At 60.8% G+C, this 21,242-nt stretch carries 21 protein-coding genes and 4 tRNA genes; 8 read left to right on the top strand and 17 right to left on the bottom strand.

The window, feature by feature from the left end; genetic code table 11:
- The first annotated feature begins 20 nt into the window (after positions 1-20).
- Together OUY36_RS07170 and OUY36_RS07165 are read left to right on the top strand one after the other, a co-directional pair.
- Entirely contained in the window at positions 21-491 is a 471-nt protein-coding gene (locus tag OUY36_RS07170) for a flagella synthesis protein FlgN (protein ID WP_267937355.1), read from the top strand.
- Positions 492-558: 67 nt separating this feature from the next.
- Entirely contained in the window at positions 559-1,302 is a 744-nt protein-coding gene (locus OUY36_RS07165) for a flagellar brake protein (RefSeq protein ID WP_267937354.1), read from the top strand.
- A 61-nt stretch (positions 1,303-1,363) separates the two neighbouring features.
- Here the strand turns inward: OUY36_RS07165 and OUY36_RS07160 are convergent.
- A tRNA-Arg gene (locus tag OUY36_RS07160) sits at positions 1,364-1,440 on the bottom strand.
- Positions 1,441-1,713: 273 nt separating this feature from the next.
- Between OUY36_RS07160 and OUY36_RS07155 the strand changes: the two genes are divergently transcribed.
- From OUY36_RS07155 to OUY36_RS07145, 3 genes are all read left to right on the top strand, one after another.
- The gene (locus OUY36_RS07155; protein WP_063541355.1) at positions 1,714-1,926 is read left to right on the top strand and encodes a hypothetical protein; all 213 of its coding nucleotides are present in this window, start codon (positions 1,714-1,716) and stop codon (positions 1,924-1,926) included.
- A gap of 49 nt (positions 1,927-1,975) precedes the next feature.
- Positions 1,976-2,161, top strand: coding sequence for a PA3371 family protein (locus OUY36_RS07150; protein ID WP_267937353.1), 186 nt, complete (start codon positions 1,976-1,978; stop codon positions 2,159-2,161).
- A 207-nt stretch (positions 2,162-2,368) separates the two neighbouring features.
- The gene (locus OUY36_RS07145; RefSeq protein ID WP_063541485.1) at positions 2,369-2,695 is read left to right on the top strand and encodes an Arc family DNA-binding protein; all 327 of its coding nucleotides are present in this window, start codon (positions 2,369-2,371) and stop codon (positions 2,693-2,695) included.
- Positions 2,696-3,307: 612 nt separating this feature from the next.
- On the opposite strand, the gene OUY36_RS07140 is transcribed toward OUY36_RS07145, so the two are convergent.
- The 4 genes from OUY36_RS07140 to mgtE form a co-directional block, all read right to left on the bottom strand.
- Positions 3,308-4,444 carry a sodium ion-translocating decarboxylase subunit beta gene (locus OUY36_RS07140; protein ID WP_156244628.1) on the bottom strand — a complete coding sequence of 379 codons (1,137 nt, stop codon included), beginning with the start codon at positions 4,442-4,444 and terminating at the stop codon, positions 3,308-3,310.
- A gap of 10 nt (positions 4,445-4,454) precedes the next feature.
- Positions 4,455-6,242, bottom strand: a complete 1,788-nt coding sequence (gene oadA / locus OUY36_RS07135) for a sodium-extruding oxaloacetate decarboxylase subunit alpha (protein WP_267937351.1) — start codon at positions 6,240-6,242, stop codon at positions 4,455-4,457.
- Positions 6,243-6,264: 22 nt separating this feature from the next.
- Complete coding sequence (locus tag OUY36_RS07130; protein WP_267937350.1) at positions 6,265-6,501, bottom strand: OadG family protein; 237 nt, start codon at positions 6,499-6,501, stop codon at positions 6,265-6,267.
- A 140-nt stretch (positions 6,502-6,641) separates the two neighbouring features.
- Positions 6,642-8,084: a magnesium transporter gene (gene mgtE / locus OUY36_RS07125; protein WP_063541350.1), complete on the bottom strand. Its 1,443-nt coding sequence runs from the start codon at positions 8,082-8,084 to the stop codon at positions 6,642-6,644.
- A 340-nt stretch (positions 8,085-8,424) separates the two neighbouring features.
- Between mgtE and OUY36_RS07120 the strand changes: the two genes are divergently transcribed.
- Entirely contained in the window at positions 8,425-8,901 is a 477-nt protein-coding gene (locus OUY36_RS07120; protein WP_267937349.1) for a DUF4124 domain-containing protein, read from the top strand.
- Between the two features lie 50 nt (positions 8,902-8,951).
- Here the strand turns inward: OUY36_RS07120 and OUY36_RS07115 are convergent.
- The 12 genes from OUY36_RS07115 to rnd all read right to left on the bottom strand — a co-directional run bounded on the left by OUY36_RS07115 (position 8,952) and on the right by rnd (position 18,771).
- A tRNA-Arg gene (locus OUY36_RS07115) sits at positions 8,952-9,028 on the bottom strand.
- Positions 9,029-9,099: 71 nt separating this feature from the next.
- A tRNA-Arg gene (locus tag OUY36_RS07110) sits at positions 9,100-9,176 on the bottom strand.
- A gap of 109 nt (positions 9,177-9,285) precedes the next feature.
- Positions 9,286-9,376, bottom strand: a tRNA-Ser gene (locus OUY36_RS07105).
- Positions 9,377-9,438: 62 nt separating this feature from the next.
- On the bottom strand, positions 9,439-9,624 hold the full coding sequence (gene csrA / locus OUY36_RS07100) for a carbon storage regulator CsrA (protein ID WP_003283978.1): 186 nt from the start codon (positions 9,622-9,624) through the stop codon (positions 9,439-9,441).
- A gap of 180 nt (positions 9,625-9,804) precedes the next feature.
- Positions 9,805-11,049: an aspartate kinase gene (locus tag OUY36_RS07095; RefSeq protein WP_267937347.1), complete on the bottom strand. Its 1,245-nt coding sequence runs from the start codon at positions 11,047-11,049 to the stop codon at positions 9,805-9,807.
- A gap of 79 nt (positions 11,050-11,128) precedes the next feature.
- Positions 11,129-13,753 carry an alanine--tRNA ligase gene (gene alaS / locus OUY36_RS07090; RefSeq protein ID WP_267937345.1) on the bottom strand — a complete coding sequence of 875 codons (2,625 nt, stop codon included), beginning with the start codon at positions 13,751-13,753 and terminating at the stop codon, positions 11,129-11,131.
- Between the two features lie 170 nt (positions 13,754-13,923).
- Positions 13,924-14,940 (bottom strand): low-specificity L-threonine aldolase, encoded by a 1,017-nt coding sequence (gene ltaE / locus OUY36_RS07085; RefSeq protein WP_110777745.1) that lies wholly within the window; start codon positions 14,938-14,940, stop codon positions 13,924-13,926.
- Positions 14,941-14,991: 51 nt separating this feature from the next.
- A complete protein-coding gene (locus tag OUY36_RS07080; RefSeq protein WP_133455997.1) occupies positions 14,992-16,212 on the bottom strand; it encodes a hypothetical protein in 1,221 nt (406 codons plus the stop codon).
- Positions 16,213-16,284: 72 nt separating this feature from the next.
- Positions 16,285-16,734 carry a YcgN family cysteine cluster protein gene (locus tag OUY36_RS07075; protein WP_110779014.1) on the bottom strand — a complete coding sequence of 150 codons (450 nt, stop codon included), beginning with the start codon at positions 16,732-16,734 and terminating at the stop codon, positions 16,285-16,287.
- Positions 16,735-16,858: 124 nt separating this feature from the next.
- The gene (locus OUY36_RS07070) at positions 16,859-17,266 is read right to left on the bottom strand and encodes a hypothetical protein (protein WP_267937343.1); all 408 of its coding nucleotides are present in this window, start codon (positions 17,264-17,266) and stop codon (positions 16,859-16,861) included.
- Positions 17,267-17,356: 90 nt separating this feature from the next.
- Positions 17,357-17,650 carry a YcgL domain-containing protein gene (locus OUY36_RS07065; protein WP_011912541.1) on the bottom strand — a complete coding sequence of 98 codons (294 nt, stop codon included), beginning with the start codon at positions 17,648-17,650 and terminating at the stop codon, positions 17,357-17,359.
- Positions 17,647-18,771: a ribonuclease D gene (rnd, locus tag OUY36_RS07060; RefSeq protein ID WP_267937341.1), complete on the bottom strand. Its 1,125-nt coding sequence runs from the start codon at positions 18,769-18,771 to the stop codon at positions 17,647-17,649. The genes OUY36_RS07065 and rnd overlap by 4 nt, the downstream gene beginning before the upstream one ends.
- A 136-nt stretch (positions 18,772-18,907) precedes the next feature.
- Between rnd and OUY36_RS07055 the strand changes: the two genes are divergently transcribed.
- A complete protein-coding gene (locus OUY36_RS07055) occupies positions 18,908-19,753 on the top strand; it encodes a sulfurtransferase (protein ID WP_267937340.1) in 846 nt (281 codons plus the stop codon).
- Positions 19,754-19,948: 195 nt separating this feature from the next.
- Entirely contained in the window at positions 19,949-21,211 is a 1,263-nt protein-coding gene (locus OUY36_RS07050) for an OmpP1/FadL family transporter (RefSeq protein WP_267937339.1), read from the top strand.
- Positions 21,212-21,242 lie beyond the last annotated feature (31 nt).

Genomic DNA, 21,242 nt, shown 5'->3' with positions numbered 1-21,242 from the left:
AATCCGCCCCGAGTTCCGACATGCATGACGCTGCAGTACTTGAGCAACTGACCGACGATATCGGCATAGCCCGCCAACTCCTTGAGCTTATTGATCAGGAGTTTGCAGCGCTGGGTGATCGCAATCTGGTCGAACTGGAAGCCACACTGAGCAAGAAGCAGCCCCTGCTCGCCTTGCTTGGCCAGCACAGTGCTCAACGCAGCCAATGGCTTGTCGACCAGCGACTGAGCCCCGACAGAGCAGGCCTGGAAATCGCGGCGAGTCGGATCGAGCAAGGCGAAGCCCTGATCGAAAAGGCCAAGCTTCTCGAAACTGAACTCGAACGCTGTCGCTCTGCGAACGAGCGTAACGGCCGCCTGATACGAGCCAATCAGAGCACGCTGGGTGAAATACTGAAGATCCTGCAAGGCAAGGACGACACTCCCAGCCTCTATGACAATCGCGGAAGCGCAGCGAAAAACAAGCAGCAGCGGCCACTGAGCCAGGCCTGAACGAACAAGAGCAACAAGTAAGGACGCAACACGATGGTGAGCACAACGCACCGGAGAGCACAGGACCGTGTCTAGCCTATTTCTGGACGAAGACGGCCCACAACCTCCCAAGCTGCTGACCGCACCACTGGAGATTTATGCCAACCTGCGTCCGCTTCTCGATAACAACATCGCGCTGACCCTTCGGTTCCATGAGCGCAATCAGCGCTATCAGAGCTTTCTGGTGCAGATGAACCGGGAAACCGGATGGATCGCACTGGATGAGCTGATCCCCAATGACGGCGAGCGCCTACTGCTTCAGGGCGAGCCAATCAACATCGAAGGCTTCTACGAAGGCGCCAAAATCTCTTGGACGAGCGACCGAGAGGTTCATCTAGGCGAAATTGACGGTGCTCGCTGCTACTGGATCCCAACCCCGGCAGAACTGACCTACCACCAGCGGCGCAATGCATATCGCGCACAGCTCAACGAAACCGCGGTGGCCGCGCAGCTTGGCGGCGCTTCGGTGCGCACGGCGCTGGAAGGGCGACTACTCGATATTTCGGCCACAGGGTGCAAGCTCAGCATCAAGGGCAACCACCAGGGCAACCTACAGACTGGCCAGGTATACGAACTGGTAGCCAAGCTGCCGATCGGACAGATCCAGAGCGATGTCGAGCTTCGCCATCTCGTAATCGATGAGAAGCGGGACATATCGTTGTGCGGCTTTCGCTTCCATCGCCTCAGCGGGCAGACACAGCGCCAGATAGAACGTCTCGTCTACCAACTGCAGCGCGACGCTCGCCGCGATAACGCTACGCCATTCGGCTAACGCCGCCCTTCATATGGCAGGAGCTCGCTGCCCTCACACCCTGCCGGCGAACAGGGCGCTATGGCGTCCCAGGCGAGGTTCGAACTCACAACCTTCCCCTTAGGAGGGGGATGCTCTATCCAATTGAGCTACTGGGACCGGATCACGCGGGCGGCATCTTATCGACACCAGGGCCTTTTGTCATGCCCCACGCAGTGCGTGCCCATACTCGACAAACCATCGGCACCAGCTCCAGAGAACCGTGCATTGCATTTTGCATGGACCTCAACTGCGCCCCGTGCAAAGCGCAATCCAGACCAGCATAACAAAACACTTAAGTTATTGATTTTTAAATACTTTTTTATCGTTAAACTTTGGCATGACAGCTGCAAAGAGTAAGGCACACTCAACGTGACGCGAAGGATAACGCTCATGATCAAGCCGGCCTTTCTTCTTGGTGCAGGATTCGCATTCGCAGCTCTGACCGCCTTGCAACTCCCACCAGCCGAGCTTTCACAGGTGACCTACGAGCCGACATCTCGGCTATCTCTGCAGTACTCAGGCACCGTCCCCAGCGCACAGGCGACGACGCTCAGCGCCACGGAAACAGCCATCCCTGCGCAACCGCAACGCTGGGTCTTCTAGTGATTGGTAAACGCCAGCTAGGTTCCGCAAAAAAAGAGAGGGGTCTTTCATGTCTAAATCCGCACTGACTTGCCTGGTGCTAACGATCGCCTGTGCCTGCGGCGCATACCTGTTTCCAGAAAGCACGGCTATCTCGAGCACGACGCTGAAAGCCGGCCTAGGCGTCTTCGGTTTGCTCTTTCTCATCACCGCGATCATCGGCCGCAGGGTCAAGTTCGACCCGGTATTACGCTAACCGCAGCACCGATGAGGCACTGCATCACAGTAAAGGCACTTTGACAGCACAAGGTCTTTACTAATCCCCCGTTCGTCGTACAATTGGCGCCATGAAGCCGTCTCCATAATTTTTACCGGCAGACGGAACAGCAAGGTACTGGTGGTTGTCAGACCGGTGACTACCCCGGCAATACGCCAGCACGCCCACCTGACTAACCGGTTAATTATGCGCCCTATGAAACAGGCAGTTTATTCCAGCCGCACGGCTGACAAATTCGTCGTACGACTTCCCGACGGTATGCGCGAACGCATCGCTGAAGTGGCGCGCAATCATCATCGCAGCATGAATTCCGAGATAATCGCTAGGCTAGAGCAAAGCCTGCTACAGGAAGGTGCGCTCGATGAAGACCTCAGCATGCGCCTGGACAGTCCAGAGCTATCGTTGCATGAACGGGAACTCCTACAGCGATTCAGGCAGCTTGCTCACCGCCAGCAAAACGCCCTTATCGCGTTGATCGCTCAGGACACCGAGCTGGCCAAGGAAGAAGCCTGACGGGCATCAGGCAGGGCCTTCAGGCCCTGCCTGATGCTAGGTATTAACTGACGCACCATGACGTCGACAGGCACGACGCACACTTCCACGCCTCCCACTCCCTGAACTCATCCCTACTCCAGCAACTGCGATGCATCGCGCCCCTACTGATGCATGAAGCAGCCAGCCCCGCACCACCATTTTTCAAGCTTGATCCTCGGTAAAAGATCACTGCGCCCGAGGCTGACTTATGGCCGACGGCAATCGTGGGACACAGCCAGGCTGGTAATAGCATGATGATCCGAACTACCGAGCGCAGCTAGGCAAGCCCTTCTGCGCAGGCAGCGCCAGGATGAAGTGTTCGGCCAAGTCATTGGTGCGCGAGAGAAAGGGCCCGCCCGGAGACGGAAAACCCAAGCGGCGAAGAAGTCAGCGAAAGGTCACCCGGCAGAGCTCTGCTGACTGTCGGTCTTTGCCCCCGCGACTTGTTCGATCCCCTAGGCACCGCAAAGAATCGACTCAAGGAGCGGCGGTCGGATTTACGGTTGTTCATCCGCCACCTAGAAGGCTTATGGAGGCCGCGCTACCAAGCCTCCACAGCCACCGCGGATGAACAACCTACCTAGAGGTCAGCTAGCCAACAAAGTTGAGCAAAACGCCGGCAGCCACGGCTGAGCCGATAACCCCAGCCACGTTCGGCCCCATGGCGTGCATCAGCAGGAAGTTCTGTGGATTAGCCTCCAGCCCCACCTTGTTGGATACACGCGCAGCCATCGGAACCGCGGATACGCCTGCCGAACCAATCAGGGGATTGATCTTGTTCTGACTGAAACGGTTCATCACTTTTGCCATGAAGATCCCTGCGGCAGTGCCGCCGCAGAAGGCCACCATCCCCAGCACCAATATGCCGAGCGTTTTCAGCTGCAAGAACGCCTCCGAGGACAGTTTGGAACCCACGGTCAGACCCAGCGCGATGGTGACGATGTTGATCAGAGCATTGCGCGAAGTGTCAGCCAGACGGTCAACGACACCGCACTCACGCAGCAGATTGCCGAATGCAAACATGCCGACCAACGGCGCCGCATCAGGCAGCAAGAGGCCCACCAGCAAACACAGGACCAGCGGAAAGACGATCTTCTCGACCTGACTCACATGTCGCAGCTGCGTCATGACAATGGCGCGCTCTTCCTTCGTCGTCATGGCGCGCATGATCGGCGGCTGTATCAGCGGTACCAGCGCCATGTAGGAGTAAGCCGCGACGGCAATAGGGCCGAGTAACTCAGGCGCTAATTTGGACGTCACGAAAATCGAGGTGGGGCCGTCTGCGCCACCGATGATCGCGATCGAGGCGGCCTCACGCAACGTGAACTCCATACCCGGAATACCGGCGGCGGTAAGTGCCAACGCACCGAGCAGCGTAGCGAAGATGCCGAACTGCGCCGCAGCCCCAAGCAACAGCGTCTTCGGGTTGGCGAGCATCGGACCGAAATCGGTCATCGCTCCGACACCCATGAAGATCAGCAATGGGAACACGCTGGTCGGCAGGCCGACTTCATAGAACAGGTGGAGGATGCCGGCACCCTCCCCCATGTTGGCCACCGGAATGTTCGCCAGGATGCCGCCGAAACCGATCGGAATCAGCAGCAGCGGTTCGAAGCCTTTGCGGATGGCCAGGTAGATCAGCCCCAGACAGACGAGAATCATCAATGCCTGCCCGGGCTCCAGGTGATAAAGACCGGTTCCCTGCCACAGCTTGAGCAACTTATCCATGCAACTCCCCTTAAGCGATGCTCAGCAAGCTGTCGCCGACCGAAACCGCGTCGCCAACCTTGACGTTGACCGAAGCAACAGTGCCGGCCTTGAACGCACGGATCTCGGTTTCCATTTTCATGGCTTCGAGAATCACTACCAGGTCGCCCTCCTGGACGAGCTGCCCAGGCTGCACCAGCACCTTGAATATGTTGCCGGCCAGCGGTGCCGGCTGCGGCTCTCCACCAGCCGGAACGGCCGCGGTCGAGTTGGCACTGGCAGCGCCGGTAGCAGGACCAGCACCGAGCGGCTTGATGCCTTCGATGTCACCACCCTCGTTGACCTGCACAACGAACGACTTGCCGTTGACCTCGACGGTGTAAACCTCCGGCTTGCCCGGCTCGCGCACCGGCGGTTCGCTGCCGGTGGGTGCCGGCTCGAACGCCGCGGGGTTGCCGCGATTCTCGAGGAACTTCAGGCCAATCTGTGGAAATAATGCGTAGGTCAGGACGTCGTCGATGGCATCCTCAGCCAGCTTGATGTTCTTCTCGCGAGCCAGCTCCTCGAGCTCGGCTGCCAGCCGCTCCATCTCCGGCTGCAGCAGATCTGCAGGACGGCAGGTTATGACCTCGGCACCGTCAAGCACACGCGCCTGCAACTCGGCGCTGAATGGCGCCGGCGCCGCACCGTACTCGCCCTTTAGCACACCGGCGGTTTCTTTGGTGATCGACTTGTAGCGCTCACCGGTCAGTACATTGATCACCGCCTGGGTGCCAACGATCTGCGAAGTTGGCGTCACCAGCGGAATGAAGCCAAGGTCTTCGCGCACACGCGGAATCTCGGCCAGCACTTGGTCGAACTTGTCCTGAGCGCCCTGCTCCTTGAGCTGGCTTTCCATGTTGGTGAGCATCCCGCCCGGCACCTGAGCGACCAGGATGCGCGAGTCGACGCCCTTGAGGTTACCCTCGAACTTCGCATACTTCTTGCGCACCTCACGGAAGTAAGCGGCAATTTCCTCCAGCAGTTCCAGGTCGAGCCCGGTATCACGCGCGGTGCCCTGGAACATGGCGACCACCGACTCCGTCGGGGAGTGGCCATAGGTCATCGACAGGGAGGAGATTGCGGTGTCGACATTGTCGATACCTGCCTCCACGGCCTTGAGAATGGCGACGGACGACAGGCCGGCAGTGGCATGGCACTGCATATGGACGGGGATTGCCAGGCTGGCCTTAAGGCGCGAGACCAGCTCGAACGCCATATAGGGCGTCAGGATGCCGGCCATGTCCTTGATTGCTACAGAGTCGGCACCCATGTCCTCGATCTGCTTAGCCAGATCGACCCACATGTCCAGCGTATGCACCGGGCTGGTGGTATAGGAAATTGTGCCCTGAGCATGCTTGCCTTGCTGCTTCACCGCGCGCAGAGCCGTTTCCAGATTACGCGGATCATTCATCGCATCGAATACACGGAACACGTCCACGCCGTTGACCGCTGCGCGCTCGACGAACTTTTCCACTACATCGTCGGCATAGTGACGATAGCCCAACAGGTTTTGCCCGCGCAGCAGCATCTGCTGACGCGTATTGGGCATCGCCTTCTTCAGCTCACGAATGCGCTCCCAGGGGTCTTCGCCCAGGTAGCGAATACAGGCGTCGAACGTAGCGCCCCCCCAGCTCTCAACCGACCAGAACCCGACTTGGTCGAGCTTGGCTGCGATCGGCAGCATGTCTTCCAGGCGGACGCGCGTGGCGAGAATGGACTGGTGCGCATCACGCAGCACCACGTCGGTGATGCCGAGTGGCTGTTTAGCAATGGTCATGGAAGGAACTCCCTTTCCAGAGTCAACCGCGGCGCGCGCGGTGTTGATGAATGGCGGCCTTGATCGCCGCGAGCGTATCCGCATCCGCGCTGGTGACTGGCGCAGCCGCTAGCTGAGGCTCCGGGGCGCTTACGAAGCGATCGGTAAGGTAGGACATCAGGCGAATGCAGAGGATCAACAGAACGAGGAAAGCAAAGACGAAACCGATGCCGAATAGCATGAGTTCGACGCCTTCGAGCAGAAGTTGGCTGGGGGTCATCGGGAGTTCCCTTGTCAGCAGCTCGAGCTGCTTGTTATTCGCTGCGTTGGTTCGGACAGGTTTCGCGACGCGCGAAACGGCCGAACCTTAGCCCGAAACAGAGAAACAAGGCAAACCCCTACAGGACGCGAAAAGTCGCGCTACAGCAGAAAAATCGTCGCCAATCCGAGAAAAATGAAGAACCCGCCACTATCGGTCATGGCCGTGATCATCACGCTTGCCCCCATTGCCGGATCACGCCCGAGACGCGCAAGAGTCATCGGAATCAGCACCCCCATCAAGGCGGCCAGCAACAGATTCAGCGTCATTGCGGCGGTCATCACGACCCCCAGAGACCAGCTACCGTATAGCCACCAGGCCACCGCACCGATGACGCCACCCCAGACAAGCCCGTTGACGAGCCCGACGCCAACTTCCTTGCGCAGCAGCCGCGCAGTGTTGCCGGTACCCACCTGATCCAGCGCCATGGCGCGAACGATCATGGTGATCGTCTGGTTGCCGGAGTTGCCGCCGATGCCTGCGACAATTGGCATCAGCGCCGCCAGCGCAACCAGCTTCTCGATGGAGCCGTCAAACAGGCCGATCACTCGCGAGGCGACGAACGCCGTCACCAGGTTCACCGCCAGCCAGGCCCACCGGTTGCGTACCGATTTCCAGACCGAGGCGAAGATATCCTCCTCCTCGCGCAGACCGGCCATGTTGAGCACTTCGCTTTCGCTCTCCTCACGAATGAGGTCGACCATCTCGTCGATAGTCAGTCGGCCGATCAGCTTGCCGCCCTTATCGACAACCGGCGTGGAGACCAGGTCATAGCGCTCGAATGCCTGTGCCGCATCATAGGCGTCCTCATCCGGATGAAAGGTGACCGGATCACTTGCCATCACTTCGGCGACCTGTTTGTCTGGATCGTTCACCAGCAGGCGCTTGATCGGCAGAACACCCTTGAGCACGCCGTCGTAGTCGACCACGAACAGTTTGTCGGTATGACCGGGGAGTTCTTTCAGGCGACGCAGGTAGCGAAGCACAACCTCCAGACTGACGTCTTCGCGAATGGTGACCATCTCGAAGTCCATCAACGCACCGACCTGATCCTCCTCGTAAGACAGGGCCGAACGCACTCGCTCACGCTGCTGCGCGTCGAGGCTTTCCATCAGTTCATGAACGACATCGCGCGGCAGTTCGGGCGCTAGATCCGCCAGCTCATCAGCGTCCATTTCCTTGGCCGCAGCAAGCAACTCGTGGTCGTCCATGTCTGCGATCAGCGTTTCACGGACCGCGTCGGAAACCTCGAGCAGAATGTCGCCATCACGCTCGGCCTTGACCAGCTGCCAGACAGTCAGTCGCTCTTCGAGCGGCAAGGCTTCGAGAATGTGGGCGACGTCGGCAGGGTGCAGCTCATCGAGCTTGCGCTGCAGCTCGGCCAGAATCAGCCCCTGGTCATAATCCTCACTCAGAACTGCCGGCTGACCATCCTGACGAACCCCACCGTCTTCACCAAGCCGATGACGCTGCAGCAGCTCGACCACCTGCGCCAGGCGATCCTGCAGGGTTTCTTGAGGCTTTTTTGCTTCTACTTCTGTCATGGCGCACTCCACCCCCGGCCGAGAGCGCGCCAGGGGAAATCATTCAATCAATAGCTGATTGGCAATCGGGAAACGTGAGCGACTACTGGGTAAGTCCATACGGGAAGGTTGTTCCACAAACCCTGAGAGCAGATGCAGCAATCATAACATCGCGACGGCGCAGCCGATGCGCTCAACTACAGCCATTCCAGGCGATCCGCATGCGACGCGCATGAACGGCTCGCCTAACTCGACAAAGCCGACGTTCTGTCGACGTCTTCACGAGACAAGGAGACACAGATGCCAAGGGCGCTTTTTATTGAGTAGCCTGCAGTACAGTTGCTTAGTCAAGGAGGACGAAATGAAAGCACTGTTTCTTTGTACGGGCCTGCTTTTGCTGGCAAATCCGGCTTTTTCGGCAATGGTGTACCGCTGCACCGACCAGTCCGGACACGTGACCTTCAGTCAGCAGGGGTGCCCAGAAGACCAGCATCAGCATCGGCAAAAGGCTGTGAGCCCGACACCGAGCTCTGGCAAGGCCGTGCCCATGGCAGTTCCCAGAAAACGCACTGCTCGCAGGGAGGCGGAAGGATTGGAGATCGTTGCGCAGAGGGAAGATGGTTGCGGCAACCGGGTGACAGGAAGCGAGCGGCGCAGCGCAATCATCAGCAAGCAGATCCGCGCAGGCATGACGCGTAGTGACGTGGAAAGCGCGCTAGGCAGTCCGGAAAGCGTCACCAGCAACAACGGCAAGACACGCCTGCGCTTCCGCGACAGCGGCGGCCAGCTGCGCACAGTCAGCTTCGACGAGCACGGCTGCGTAACGGGCGGACGATAGGGACACGGAAATAAAAAAAGGGCCTGCATCGCTGCAGACCCTTTCTTGATTGGCGCACTCAGGAGGATTCGAACCTCCGACCGCTCGGTTCGTAGCCGAGTACTCTATCCAGCTGAGCTATGAGTGCGTAAGCGCTTGGTAGACCAGATCACTGCTGGTTTCTTGAGCGATCCGCATCACTGCCGATCGTTCGAAGTATGGCGCACTCAGGAGGATTCGAACCTCCGACCGCTCGGTTCGTAGCCGAGTACTCTATCCAGCTGAGCTATGAGTGCGCTGAGCGTGCGCATTATAGGGAGTGAAGACTGATGGTCAAGCAATTTGGCGCTCTACTTTCAGCTTCGAAAGTGACCTGCCGCGATCATCAAACCCTAGAACGCAAAATGGCGGAGAAGGGGGGATTCGAACCCCCGACACCCTTTTGAGGTGTACTCCCTTAGCAGGGGAGCGCCTTCGGCCACTCGGCCACCTCTCCGCAACACGGGGCGCATAATACCCATCTTTACCCCGTTTGCAAAGCCAAAAATTACAGAAAAATTAGTGGCTTGGTTCCTGATCCTTCTCTTTCTGGATCCGCTGGTAGATCTCCTCTCGATGCACCGCCACCTCCTTGGGGGCATTCACGCCGATACGTACCTGGTTTCCTTTCACACCCAACACAGTGACAGTCACATCGTCACCCACCATCAGGGTTTCTCCAACCCGGCGAGTCAGAATCAGCATTCCTTTCTCCTTAAACGGATTCAAATCAGTAAACAGTCTGCAAAGATAAAAACGGACAATGTCCGCAAAACATTGAAGCTAGAGCCTTTCACCAGCTATTGACCCGCGCCCGGGAGGCTAAAGTTCCTTTTTGCACGGCCCAATACGACAGAAGGCGCGGGCCAGCGCGCCTTCTGCGATTCATTCCGCAGTATTGCCCGCCGCCGCCGGCGCATCCAGTTCGAAGGCGGTATGCAACGCTCTTACAGCAAGTTCAAGATACTTTTCTTCGATCACCACCGAAACTTTGATCTCCGATGTAGAGATCATCTGGATGTTGATGTTCTCCTTAGCCAGCGCCTCGAACATCCGACTGGCGACGCCAGCATGTGAACGCATACCGACGCCTACGATGGAAACCTTGGCGATGTCGGTATCGCCGATCACCTCCCGGGCGCCCATTTCGTTCGCAATGCTCTGCAGGACCTGCAGGGCATTGTTGTAATCGTTACGATGCACGGTGAAGGTGAAATCGGTGGTGTTATCGTGCGCGACGTTCTGCACGATCATGTCCACTTCCACATTCGCGGCGCTGATCGGCCCAAGAATCTTGAACGCTACACCGGGCGTGTCCGGCACCCCACGGATAGTCAGCTTGGCCTCGTCGCGATTGAAGGCGATGCCGGAAATGATGGGCTGTTCCATGGATTCCTCTTCATCAAGGGTAATGAGGGTACCCGGACCCTCCTGAAAACTGTGCAGCACACGTAGCGGGACACTGTACTTGCCAGCGAACTCCACCGCACGAATCTGCAGCACCTTGGAGCCGAGGCTGGCCATTTCCAGCATCTCCTCGAAGGTGATCTTGTCCAGACGCTGAGCCTTGGCGACGACCCGCGGGTCGGTGGTGTAAACGCCATCCACATCGGTGTAGATCTGGCATTCATCGGCCTTCAGCGCGGCAGCCAACGCCACGCCAGTGGTATCGGAACCGCCGCGACCCAGAGTGGTGATATTGCCCTTCTCGTCCACCCCCTGGAAGCCGGCGACCACGACCACCCGCCCCGCTTTGATGTCGCGCTGGATACGCTGGGCATCGATCTGCAGGATGCGCGCCTTGGTATGGGCGCTGTCGGTGAGGATGCGGACCTGATTGCCAGTGTAGGACACCGCCGGAACGCCGCGCTTGATCAGCGCCATGGCCAGCAGGGCTATGGTCACCTGCTCGCCGGTGGAGACCATCACATCCAATTCGCGCGGAACCGGCTGGTCGCTGATCTGCTTGGCCAGGTCGATCAGACGGTTGGTTTCGCCACTCATTGCCGAGACGACCACGACGATATCGTCGCCACCATCGCGGAATTTCTTGACCTTCTCGGCTACCTGCTCGATTCGCTCGACGGTGCCGACCGAGGTGCCCCCAAACTTCTGTACGATCAAAGCCATTGTTAGCCGCCTAGAGCCCGCAAAGGGCGTTCATTAAACAAACAACCTGCAGATGCCGAAGCCGCTTCCGGCATCTGGATCAAAGGGCCTGCTGAGCAAACGGCAAGGTCAACGCCAGCGCCTCGTCCAGCTTGGACGCATCGCTGCCACCACCTTGCGCCATGTCTGGACGACCGCCACCCTTGCCGCCGACCGCCGCAGCGGCCTGCTTCATCAGATCGCCGGCCTTCAGGCGCGAGGTCAGGTCCTGCGTCACGCCGGCGACCAGCACAACCTTGTCGTCCTGCACGCCACCGAGCAGGATCACCGCGCTGCCCAGCTTGTTCTTCAGCTGGTCGACTAGCGCCAGCAGGGCCTTGCCGTCGAGCCCATCCTGACGCGCGGCCAGCACGCGCACACCATTCACTTCAACGGCGCTCGCAGCCAGGTCGTTGCCCGCTGCGCTGGCTGCCTTGGCCTTGAGCTGCTCCAGCTCTTTTTCCAGCTGACGGTTGCGTTCCAGTATGCCGCCGAGCTTGTCCAGCAGATTCTCGCGGCTGCCCTTGACCAGACTTGCCGCTTCTTTCAGTTGATCCTCGGCATCATTGAGGTAGGCCAGCGCCTGCGCGCCGGTCACCGCTTCGATCCGGCGTACGCCGGCGGCCACACCGCCTTCGCTGGTGATCTTGAACAGGCCGATGTCGCCGGTGCGGTTCACGTGGGTACCACCGCAGAGCTCGACGGAAAAGCCACCACCCATGGTCAGCACGCGAACGCTGTCGCCGTACTTCTCGCCGAACAGGGCCATTGCGCCCTTGGCCTTGGCGGTATCGATATCGGTTTCCTCGATCTCCACCGCCGAATTGCGACGGATCTCGGCATTGACGCGATCCTCCAGTGCGCGGAGCTGCTCCGGTTTGATCGCTTCGAAGTGGCTGAAGTCGAAGCGCAGGCGCTGACTGTCCACCAAGGAGCCCTTCTGGCTCACGTGCTCACCGAGAATCTCGCGCAACGCGGCGTGCAGCAGGTGAGTCGCCGAGTGGTTAAGCGCCGTGACCTGGCGCACCGAGGCGTCGACCGTCGCCTCGACCTGGGCACCGACCGTCAGCGTGCCACTGTCGACGATACCGTGATGCAGGAACGCACCGCCGGCCTTGCTGGTGTCGCGCACATCGAAGCGCAGGCCCTGCGCCTCGAGATAACCGCAGTCACCGATCTGCCCACCGGACTCGGCGTAGAACGGCGTCTGATCGAGCACCACGACACCCTCCTCGCCGGCGCTCAGACTGTCGACCACCATGCCTTCCTTGAACAGCGCCAGCACCTTGCCGCTGCCTGACGTGCCCTGGTAGCCGAGGAAGCGTGTCTCACCCTCGACCTTGACCAGACTGTTGTAGTCCATGCCGAAGGCGCTGGCCGAGCGGGCACGCTCACGCTGGGCTTGCATCTCGCGCTCGAAGCCTTCTTCGTCGAGGCTCAGATTGCGCTCGCGGGCGATGTCGCCGGTCAGATCCACCGGGAAGCCGTAGGTGTCGTACAGCTTGAACACCACCTCACCGGGAATGACGCTACCGGCAAGCCCGGCCAGATCCTGCTCGAGGATCTTCAGCCCCTGCTCCAGGGTCTTGGCGAATTGCTCTTCCTCGTTCTTCAGCACGCGCTCGATGTGCGCCTGCTGTTGCTTGAGTTCGGGGAAGGCCTCGCCCATTTCGGCCACCAGCGCGAAGACGATGCGATGGAAGAAGCTGCCTTTGGCGCCGAGCTTGTTGCCATGACGGCAGGCGCGACGAATGATGCGGCGCAGCACGTAGCCACGGCCTTCGTTGGACGGCGTCACGCCATCGGCGATGAGGAAGCCGCAGGAACGAATGTGGTCGGCAACGACCTTCAGCGAAGCCTGCGCTTCGTTGGCGCAGCCGATGGCGTCCGCCGCCGCGTTCAGCAGGCTCTGGAACAGGTCGATTTCATAGTTCGAGTTGACGTGCTGGAGCACGGCGCTGATGCGCTCCAGACCCATGCCGGTATCGACGCTCGGTGCCGGCAACGGGTGCAGTACACCGTCCGCGGTGCGGTTGAACTGCATGAACACGTTGTTCCAGATCTCGATGTAGCGATCACCATCTTCCTCCGGCGAGCCGGGCGGGCCGCCCCAGATGTGTTCGCCGTGGTCGAAGAAGATTTCGGTGCACGGACCGCAGGGGCCGGTGTCGCCCATCGCCCAGAAGTTGTCCGACGCGTAAGGGGCGCCCTTATTGTCACCGATGCGCACCATGCGCTCGGCCGGCACGCCAACTTCCTTGGTCCAGATGTCGTAGGCCTCGTCATCGGTGGCATAGACCGTGACCCAGAGTTTCTCCTTGGGCAGGTTCAGCCATTTGTCGCTGGTGAGAAACTCCCAGGCGTAGTGAATCGCGTCGCGCTTGAAATAATCGCCGAAGCTGAAGTTGCCGAGCATCTCGAAGAAGGTGTGGTGACGCGCGGTGTAGCCGACGTTCTCCAGGTCGTTGTGCTTGCCGCCGGCACGCACGCACTTCTGGCTGGTGGTGGCGCGGGTATAGGCGCGCTTCTCCAGGCCGAGGAAGCAGTCCTTGAACTGGTTCATGCCGGCGTTGGTGAACAGCAGGGTCGGGTCGTTCGCCGGAATCAGCGAACTGGAGGCCACGCGAGTGTGGCCCTTCTCTTCGAAGAAGCGGAGGAAGGCTTCACGGATTTCTGCGCTTTTCATAGATTTCTTCCAGAGGACTGCGGCCGAACGGCTGCAAAACGACACGGCGAGGCGGGACCACCGAAAGCCGGTTCGCAACTACCCAACGGATAGCCGGCAAAGGGCCGCATTATATCGGGCCTGCGCGCCGGGTATAGGGGATAAAGGCGATTGAATCAAGCAATTCGACGTCAGCAACGACCCATGTTTTCGGCAAATTCGGCGAATGCATTGACCACTACCGGAAGATGCTCGTCATGCAGGTCCATATGGGTGACCAGCCGCAGCCGCGCCGCAGGGGTCAGGCGAATGCCGCGCTGCGCGCAGAACGCAGCCAGCGCGGTTGCTTTCTCTCCCACGTCGACATAGACCATGTTGGTTTGCACCGGCTCGATCTCGAACCCGAGCGCGGCCAGCTCACCCCCAATCCACGCCGCGCGACGATGATCCTCGGTCAGCCGCGCGACGTTGTGCTCCAGCGCGTAGAGCCCGGCAGCCGCCAGGATGCCGGACTGGCGCATGCCGCCACCGACCATCTTGCGCAGGCGCCGAGCCTTGCCGATGAACGCCTCGCCACCGCAAAGCACCGATCCCACCGGCGCACCGAGGCCCTTGGACAGGCACACCGACACCGTATCGAAGTGCCGAGTGATCTCGTGCGCATCGCAGCCGAGCTTCACCGCCGCGTTGTACAGCCGGGCACCGTCCAGATGCAGCGCCAGACCGTACTGGCGCGTGAAGTCACGGGCCGCGGCCAGGTAGTCCAGCGGCAACACCTTGCCCTGCATGGTGTTTTCCAGCGCCAGCAGGCGGCTGCGGGCGAAGTGGAAATTGTCCGGCTTGATCGCCGCTTCGACGCGGGCGAGATCGAGCGTGCCGTCGGCGTCCATCTCGATCGGCTGCGGCTGGATCGAGCCAAGCACCGCCGCTCCGCCGCCCTCGTATTTGTAGGTATGGGCCTGCTGCCCGACGATGTATTCATCACCCCGTTCGCAATGAGCCATCAATGCCAGCAGATTGCTCATGGTGCCGGACGGGACGAAGAGCCCCGCGGCGAAACCCAGCTCCGCGGCGAGGCGGCTCTCAAGGCGGCTCACCGTTGGATCCTCGCCGTAAACGTCATCCCCGGTTTCGGCGCATCGCATCACCTCAAGCATCCCGCTCGAAGGCTGGGTCACGGTGTCGCTGCGAAGGTCGATGATGGTCATACGCTCTCCTCGACAGGCCGCCTCACGCATACGGCGCAGGGATGATGGTGTTCAGCGCAGCAGACGGGTATCGAGCACCGTTGAGCCCCCGCCCAGCAGAGTTTCGGTCATCTCGATGAAATCATCGGTGCTGACGGTGTCCATGCGCATCAGGCCGCGGGCGACATCGTCGAGCGAATGGCGGCCCTTACTGCGCTGACGAATTTCCTTGTCCAGATCCTGCAACAGCAGCACGGCGCGAGCGGTAATCGGGCCGGTGGAATGTTCGGTGCGCAGGCTATCGACCTTGCGGCTCCACTTGATCAGATGCTCGCGAACCGCCTGGTATCGATCCTCGCTCATGCCGCCAGAGCGGCGGACCAGCTCGATGGCGTAGTACTCCGCCAGCCCCTCGCTGATCCAGTCGCTACGATTGGCATCCGTGATGCGACTGAACACATGCACCAGCTCATGCACCAGCGAGCTGGTGCCGTTCTCGCTGACCATCGGGCGATCGGCGTGCATGTACAGGGAGTTCGGCCCGGACAGCCCGCCGCGCCACATCGGATCGCCAGCGCCAACGATGAGCAATTTCGCCGGGTCGCGGGGAAAGACGTTCTGCACCTGCGGCCAGACGAAGGTGAGCATGGTCAGGATGTCCATTCGCCGCACGCCCTCGCCGACCGGCGCAGCCACGGTGACTTCAGTTTCACCCAGCTTGGCGCGGCGGGTGCCGAGCTTGCCCGCCAGCATCCAGCCGGTCGGGCGATCGAACAGGCGCTCGCGGTTGTCCACGCGAAAGCGATTCTTGCCGACCCGCGGCCAACCGGTTTCGATGCTCTTCCAGCCTTCCGGCAGCTCGAAGGTGATGCGCGAAACCAGGCTCACGCCATCGACCTGATCCAGCCGCGCCGGCGGCACCAGATCATCGCCGCGGAACAGCGCCCAGTCCGGAGTCATACGCGCATCGAAGCGACCGTTGTCACGGGGATGGCTGATGCGTACGCGATAGCTTAGTTTCGCCTTGCCCGCAGCGGGTCGCCAGGTGCCCTGTGCCGGCGACCCCTGCTGCCATTCACCGTCCGCCTCGAAGTCGCTGTAGTAACCCTCGTCGCCCAGGTTGAAGCGCAGGCTGCGGACCGCCTCCCCCTTCTCCAGAATCAGTTGCACCACTGCCTGGTCCTCCTCCGGGAGGAAGCGCACGTGATAGTCCAGATCGACCCGCTTGGCCGCCTGTACCGGCCCAGCGAGGAAAAGAACGAGAGCGAACAGCGACAGCAGTCGAGCAAGCATCGAAGAGAACTCCACGGATCGGATAACGCGAGGGGTGTGCTGATCTTGAGACGATGCAATCGGCGCTTAGATTCAACCAGCACGAAAAATCAGATGGTCTTCCCAGTGCTCCTCGGCAACGCTGCCTTCGGCGAGCATCCTGCCGGCCTGGGAAATGCGCTCTACATGCACCGCATCGCGGTCGCCGCAGACCAGATGGTGCCAAAGCGGCAGATCCTTGCGCTCGGCCACCAGGCGGTAGGCACAGGTGGGCGGAAGCCACTTGAACTGTGCGGCGTCCTGGGCATTGAGCTGAATGCAGTCCGGTACGCTGGCGCGCCGATTGGGGTAGTCGCTGCACTGGCAGGTCTTCAGATCGAGCAATCGGCAAGCGATGCGCGTGTAGTACACGGCGCCATCTTCCTCGTCCTCGAGCTTCTGCAGACAGCAGAGGCCGCAGCCGTCGCATAGCGACTCCCACTCGGCCGAATCGAGCTCGGCCAGGGTCTTGCGCTTCCAGAAGGGTTCGACTTTGGCGGCCATCACTGTCACTACCGGGAAAAAGCGGCAAGTCTAGCCATTGCCGGATATCCGGCCAATAGCCGGCAGGCGGATGCGCCGCCTGCTCCGTGGCCGCCGGCCGGAGCGGCAGGCGGCCACATACCGATCACTGCTTGTCGAGCATGTCGCGGTGGCTGCGCATCTGCTCGAGCATCTGTTCCAGGTGCTGGATGCGCATGTCGAGCATTTCCTTGGACGGCGCGCCCATCATGCGGCCGCCACCCATGGCGCCGGCCATCGGCTTGCCGCCCTGCTTGTCCATCCCGGCGCCTAGGCCGCCCATTGGGCAGCCACCCATGGTGCCCATGGTCGACTGCATGCTCTGCCAGTGCTCGTCGCGCAGCTTCTGCCGCTCCTCCGGCGTCTTAGCGGCCTGCCAGGCCTGACGGTATTCCTGCATCTTCTGCCAGTGCTGCTGCCAGGCTTCGTTGTCGTAGGCCGGCGCGGGCTGAGCATTGGCAGACATCGCCAGACCGGCAAGGATCGAACCGAGAATCCAGGAACGCATTTTCATGAGCTGTCTCCCTATGCATATGTGGACAGCTTCAGAATAGTCCGATCCGCCAGCATGACCTTGCCCTCGGTCATGCTTGGCCGGCCACCGTCACATGGGATCGTTCATGCGCAGCAGTTCCTCGGGGAGGTGCTCGATGTATTCGTCCTCTGCCGGCGGCATCTGCAGGTGATAGCCCTGCGCCTCGATATTGGCGAGCACCTTGTTGATGTCCTCGCGCGCCAGCTGGCGCTCCGGGGTCAGCACCAGCTCGAACGCCAGCTGCGGTGCGCCGAACGCGGCGAGCAAGCCCTCGGGCACGCGCTTGAGCGCGTCGCGCTTGTCGACATAGAGGTACATGCCGTCCTTGCGGGGGCTTTTGTAGATCGAACAGATGAGTTTCATGTGCGCTTTTCCAGTACATCCAGCAGGGCCTGCCCCATCCGCTCGCGGCGCCAACCGCGCAGCGAATCGGGCAGTTGATATGGGCCGTCGGGGTAGCCGCTTTTCAGCAGGGCTTCGAGGGTTTTCTTGCGCAGCATCAGTTCCGGCGCGATATCCAGCACCTTCGCCTCGCGCTGGCCGACCGCCCGCAGCTTCTTCAACCGCCCGGAAACTTCCAGCGGCAACGGCTCCGGCAGCGCTGCCGGCCAATCCTGTTCGGGCATCGTCGCGGCCTCGCGAATCATCGCCAGCAGGGCTTCGCCATCCTGGCGCACAGTACGCGGATGCATCTCCTCGATGCGCGCCAGTGCTACCAGATCGCGCGGCTGGGTACGCGCCAGCGGCCAAAGGCTGGCCTCACGCAGCACGCGATTGCGCGGCTGATTGCGTGCCCGGGCCTGACGCTCGCGCCAGGCGGTCAGCACCTTGAGCACGGCCAATTGTTGAGGCTTGAGCCGCCAGGCCTGCTTGACCTCGCGATAGGCCTCGTCCGGATCGGATTCGCGCTGCAGGTTGGCGACCAGCTCGGCGCCATCCTCGAGCACCCAGGTGCGCTTGTCCTCGGACAGCTTCGGCAGCAGTGCTTCGTACAATTCGGCCAGATGCTGCGCATCCTCAGCGGCATACTGCACCTGCATGTCGCTCAGGGGCCGCTGCAGCCAGTCCGAGCGCGTTTCGCCCTTGGGCAGTTCGATGCCGAGCACGGCCTGAACCAGGCGTGAGTAGCCCATGGAGAAGCCGATATTCAGGTAGCCGGCCGCCAGCTGGGTGTCGAACAGCGGCTGCGGCAGGCTGCCGGTCAGGCGCAGCAGTACTTCGAGATCCTCGCTGCAGGCATGCAACACCTTTACCACGGCGGTATCTTCCAGCAGCGCGGCAAACGCGCGCCAGTCGCGCACGGCCAGTGGGTCGATCAGATAGGCACGCCGCCCGTCCCCGACCTGCACCAGCCCGGCGATGGGATAGAAGGTATCGACCCTCATGAATTCGGTATCCACTGCCACATAGGGCAGTTGGCGCCATTCGGCGCAGAGGCGGGCCAGATGTTCATCATCCACGACCCATTGAGTTTCGATGGCCACACGGCCTCCTTTTCGGCTGACGACCGGCGCGCGGCCGAACGAGGCGCGCAGTATATATCGAGCATCCGACCGGCCGGGCATTCATGGCCGGCGCGCACGCTGGTAGTGTTTAACGATGTTTCCCCGGAGGCGCCCGATGCCACTTGCACAACTCATCACAGCCGAGCAACTGGCGCGACGCCTGGACGATCCCGCGCTGCGCATTCTCGATTGCCGCTTCGCCCTGGAGGATCCCGCCTACGGCGAGCGCAGCTACCACCAGGGTCATGTCCCCGGCGCCCGATTCGCCGATCTGGAGAAGGACCTATCCGGCCCGGTCACTCCTGGCGTTACCGGTCGCCATCCACTGCCGGAACCGGAAGGGCTAGCGGCACGCTTTCGCCAATGGGGCCTCGATGACGACAGCGAAGTGGTGCTGTACGACGACGGCCCCGGCGCCTTTGCCGCGCGGGCATGGTGGCTGCTGCTCTGGCTCGGCAAACGCGACGGCGTCTATCTGCTCGACGGCGGCCTCAAGGCGTGGCGCGAAGCCGGTCTACCCATGGACGAGGCGATCCCCGATGGCGAGACCGGCACCTTTAGCGGGCGCGCCGACGGCAGCCTGATCATCGACGCCGCTGGCCTTCAGAAGCACCTGGACGATCCGCAGCTGGCGCTGCTCGACGCCCGCGCCCTGCCCCGCTTTCTCGGCGAAGTCGAACCCATCGACCCGATCGCCGGACACATCCCCAATGCCATCTGCGTGCCGTTTACCGACAATCTTCGCAGCGATGGCCGGTTCCTCCCAATCGACCAGTTGCGCACGCGCTTCGACACGCTGCTGGACAACAAGCCGCCGCAAAGCGCCGTCGCCTATTGCGGCTCCGGTGTGACCGCCTGCCACAACCTGTTTGCCCTCTGTCTGGCCGGCTACCCGCTGGGGAGGCTCTACCCCGGTTCCTGGAGCGAGTGGATCACCGATGCGCGGCGGCCTCGCGCCTAATCGCTGCAGCCACGCGGTGCCGGGGGCGCAGCGTGGCTGACGGGTCATAATACGCCTCGGCGGTTTTGCCGAAGTTACATTTGTTTTCACGACCGTTAGTCGCCATCTTTACGAAAAATTGCAATTCATTGTCTTGCTACCTGTCGGAGAAAGTTGCTAGGTTCCGACCCGCTTTTATCCCGGAGTAGTACAACAATGAAAACAACATGGTTGAAGACCGCGCTCGCGGTAGCCGTAGGCGCCTTGTCCAGCCAGGCAATGGCCGCCGGTTTTGCCCTCAACGAACAAAGCATCAGCGGCATGGGCACCTCCTTTGCAGGCCGCTCATCTTCCGCCGACGACGCCACCACGCTGTTCGGCAACCCTGCCGGCATGTCCCGCCTGAAGCGTGAGGAAGTCAGCTTCGGTATGGCGGCGATTCATGCGAAGACGGATATCAAGGATACTTCCGGCGCCACCGCTATAGGCAGTCCAGTTAGCGGCAGTAACGACGGCGACATGGTCCCCTTCACTGCCGTTCCGATGGGTTACTACGTCAAACCAATCGATGATAAGTGGGCGCTGGGTGTCGGTGTTTATGTACCGTTCGGCCTGATCACCGACTACGAAAGCGGCTTCCAAGGTCGCTACCATGGCGACTACAGTGAAGTGCGTGTTATTACCGTGCAGCCAACTGTCAGCTATCGCTTCAACGACAAGCTTTCGATCGGTTTTGGCCCGACCATCAACCGCATTGATGGAGAACTGCAAAGCGCGACATTCACCGGCGGCATTGACGGCCGGGTGAAGGTTACGGGCGACGATACAGCAGTGGGTTTTAATGCGGGGATTCTGTACGAGTTCACACCCCACACTCGCATGGGCCTTACCTACCACTCCAAGGTCGATTACACCCTTGAAGGCGATACCGAGCTGAAAGAGGGGTTCAACTTGAGCCCGCTAGGGGGCAAGTATGATGCCTCGCTGGACCTGACCACCCCCGAGTCGATCGACCTTTCGGTCACACACGAACTCAATGACCAGTGGACGCTGTATGCCGGTGCGATGCTGACCCGCTGGAGCCGTTTCGAAGCTATCGTGATCGAGAACGAAGGGATTCCTGCCAGTCCGCTCAACCCAATCATCGAGGAACAGGATTGGCATGACACTTGGTCCTACGCGCTCGGTGCAGCTTACAAGCTGAACCGCGAGTGGACGCTACGTACAGGCCTGGCGTTCGATCAAAGCCCGACCAATAACGAACATCGCTCGCCGCGCATTCCTAGCGGTGACCGTACTGCGGTCAGCTTCGGCTTGGCCTGGAATCCTACTGACGATGTGACCGTCGACCTGGCGTACTCCTACCTTTGGGAAGAAGACACCAAGGTTCGCCGTAATAGCCCGACCCGCGGCGTTTACAACGCAGACTACGAAAATCGCGCCCACGGCTTTGGCGCTGCTCTGAGCTACCGCTTCTGATGTAGCGAAAGAACGAAAAAGCCCCGGTCGT

It is taken from the genome of Stutzerimonas sp. R40042 (genome assembly GCF_026642215.1).
In the GTDB taxonomy this organism is placed as follows: Bacteria; Pseudomonadota; Gammaproteobacteria; order Pseudomonadales; family Pseudomonadaceae; genus Stutzerimonas; species Stutzerimonas frequens.
The sequence above is the reverse complement of the archived record's forward strand: the minus strand, read 5'-3'. Positions and strand labels throughout refer to the sequence as shown.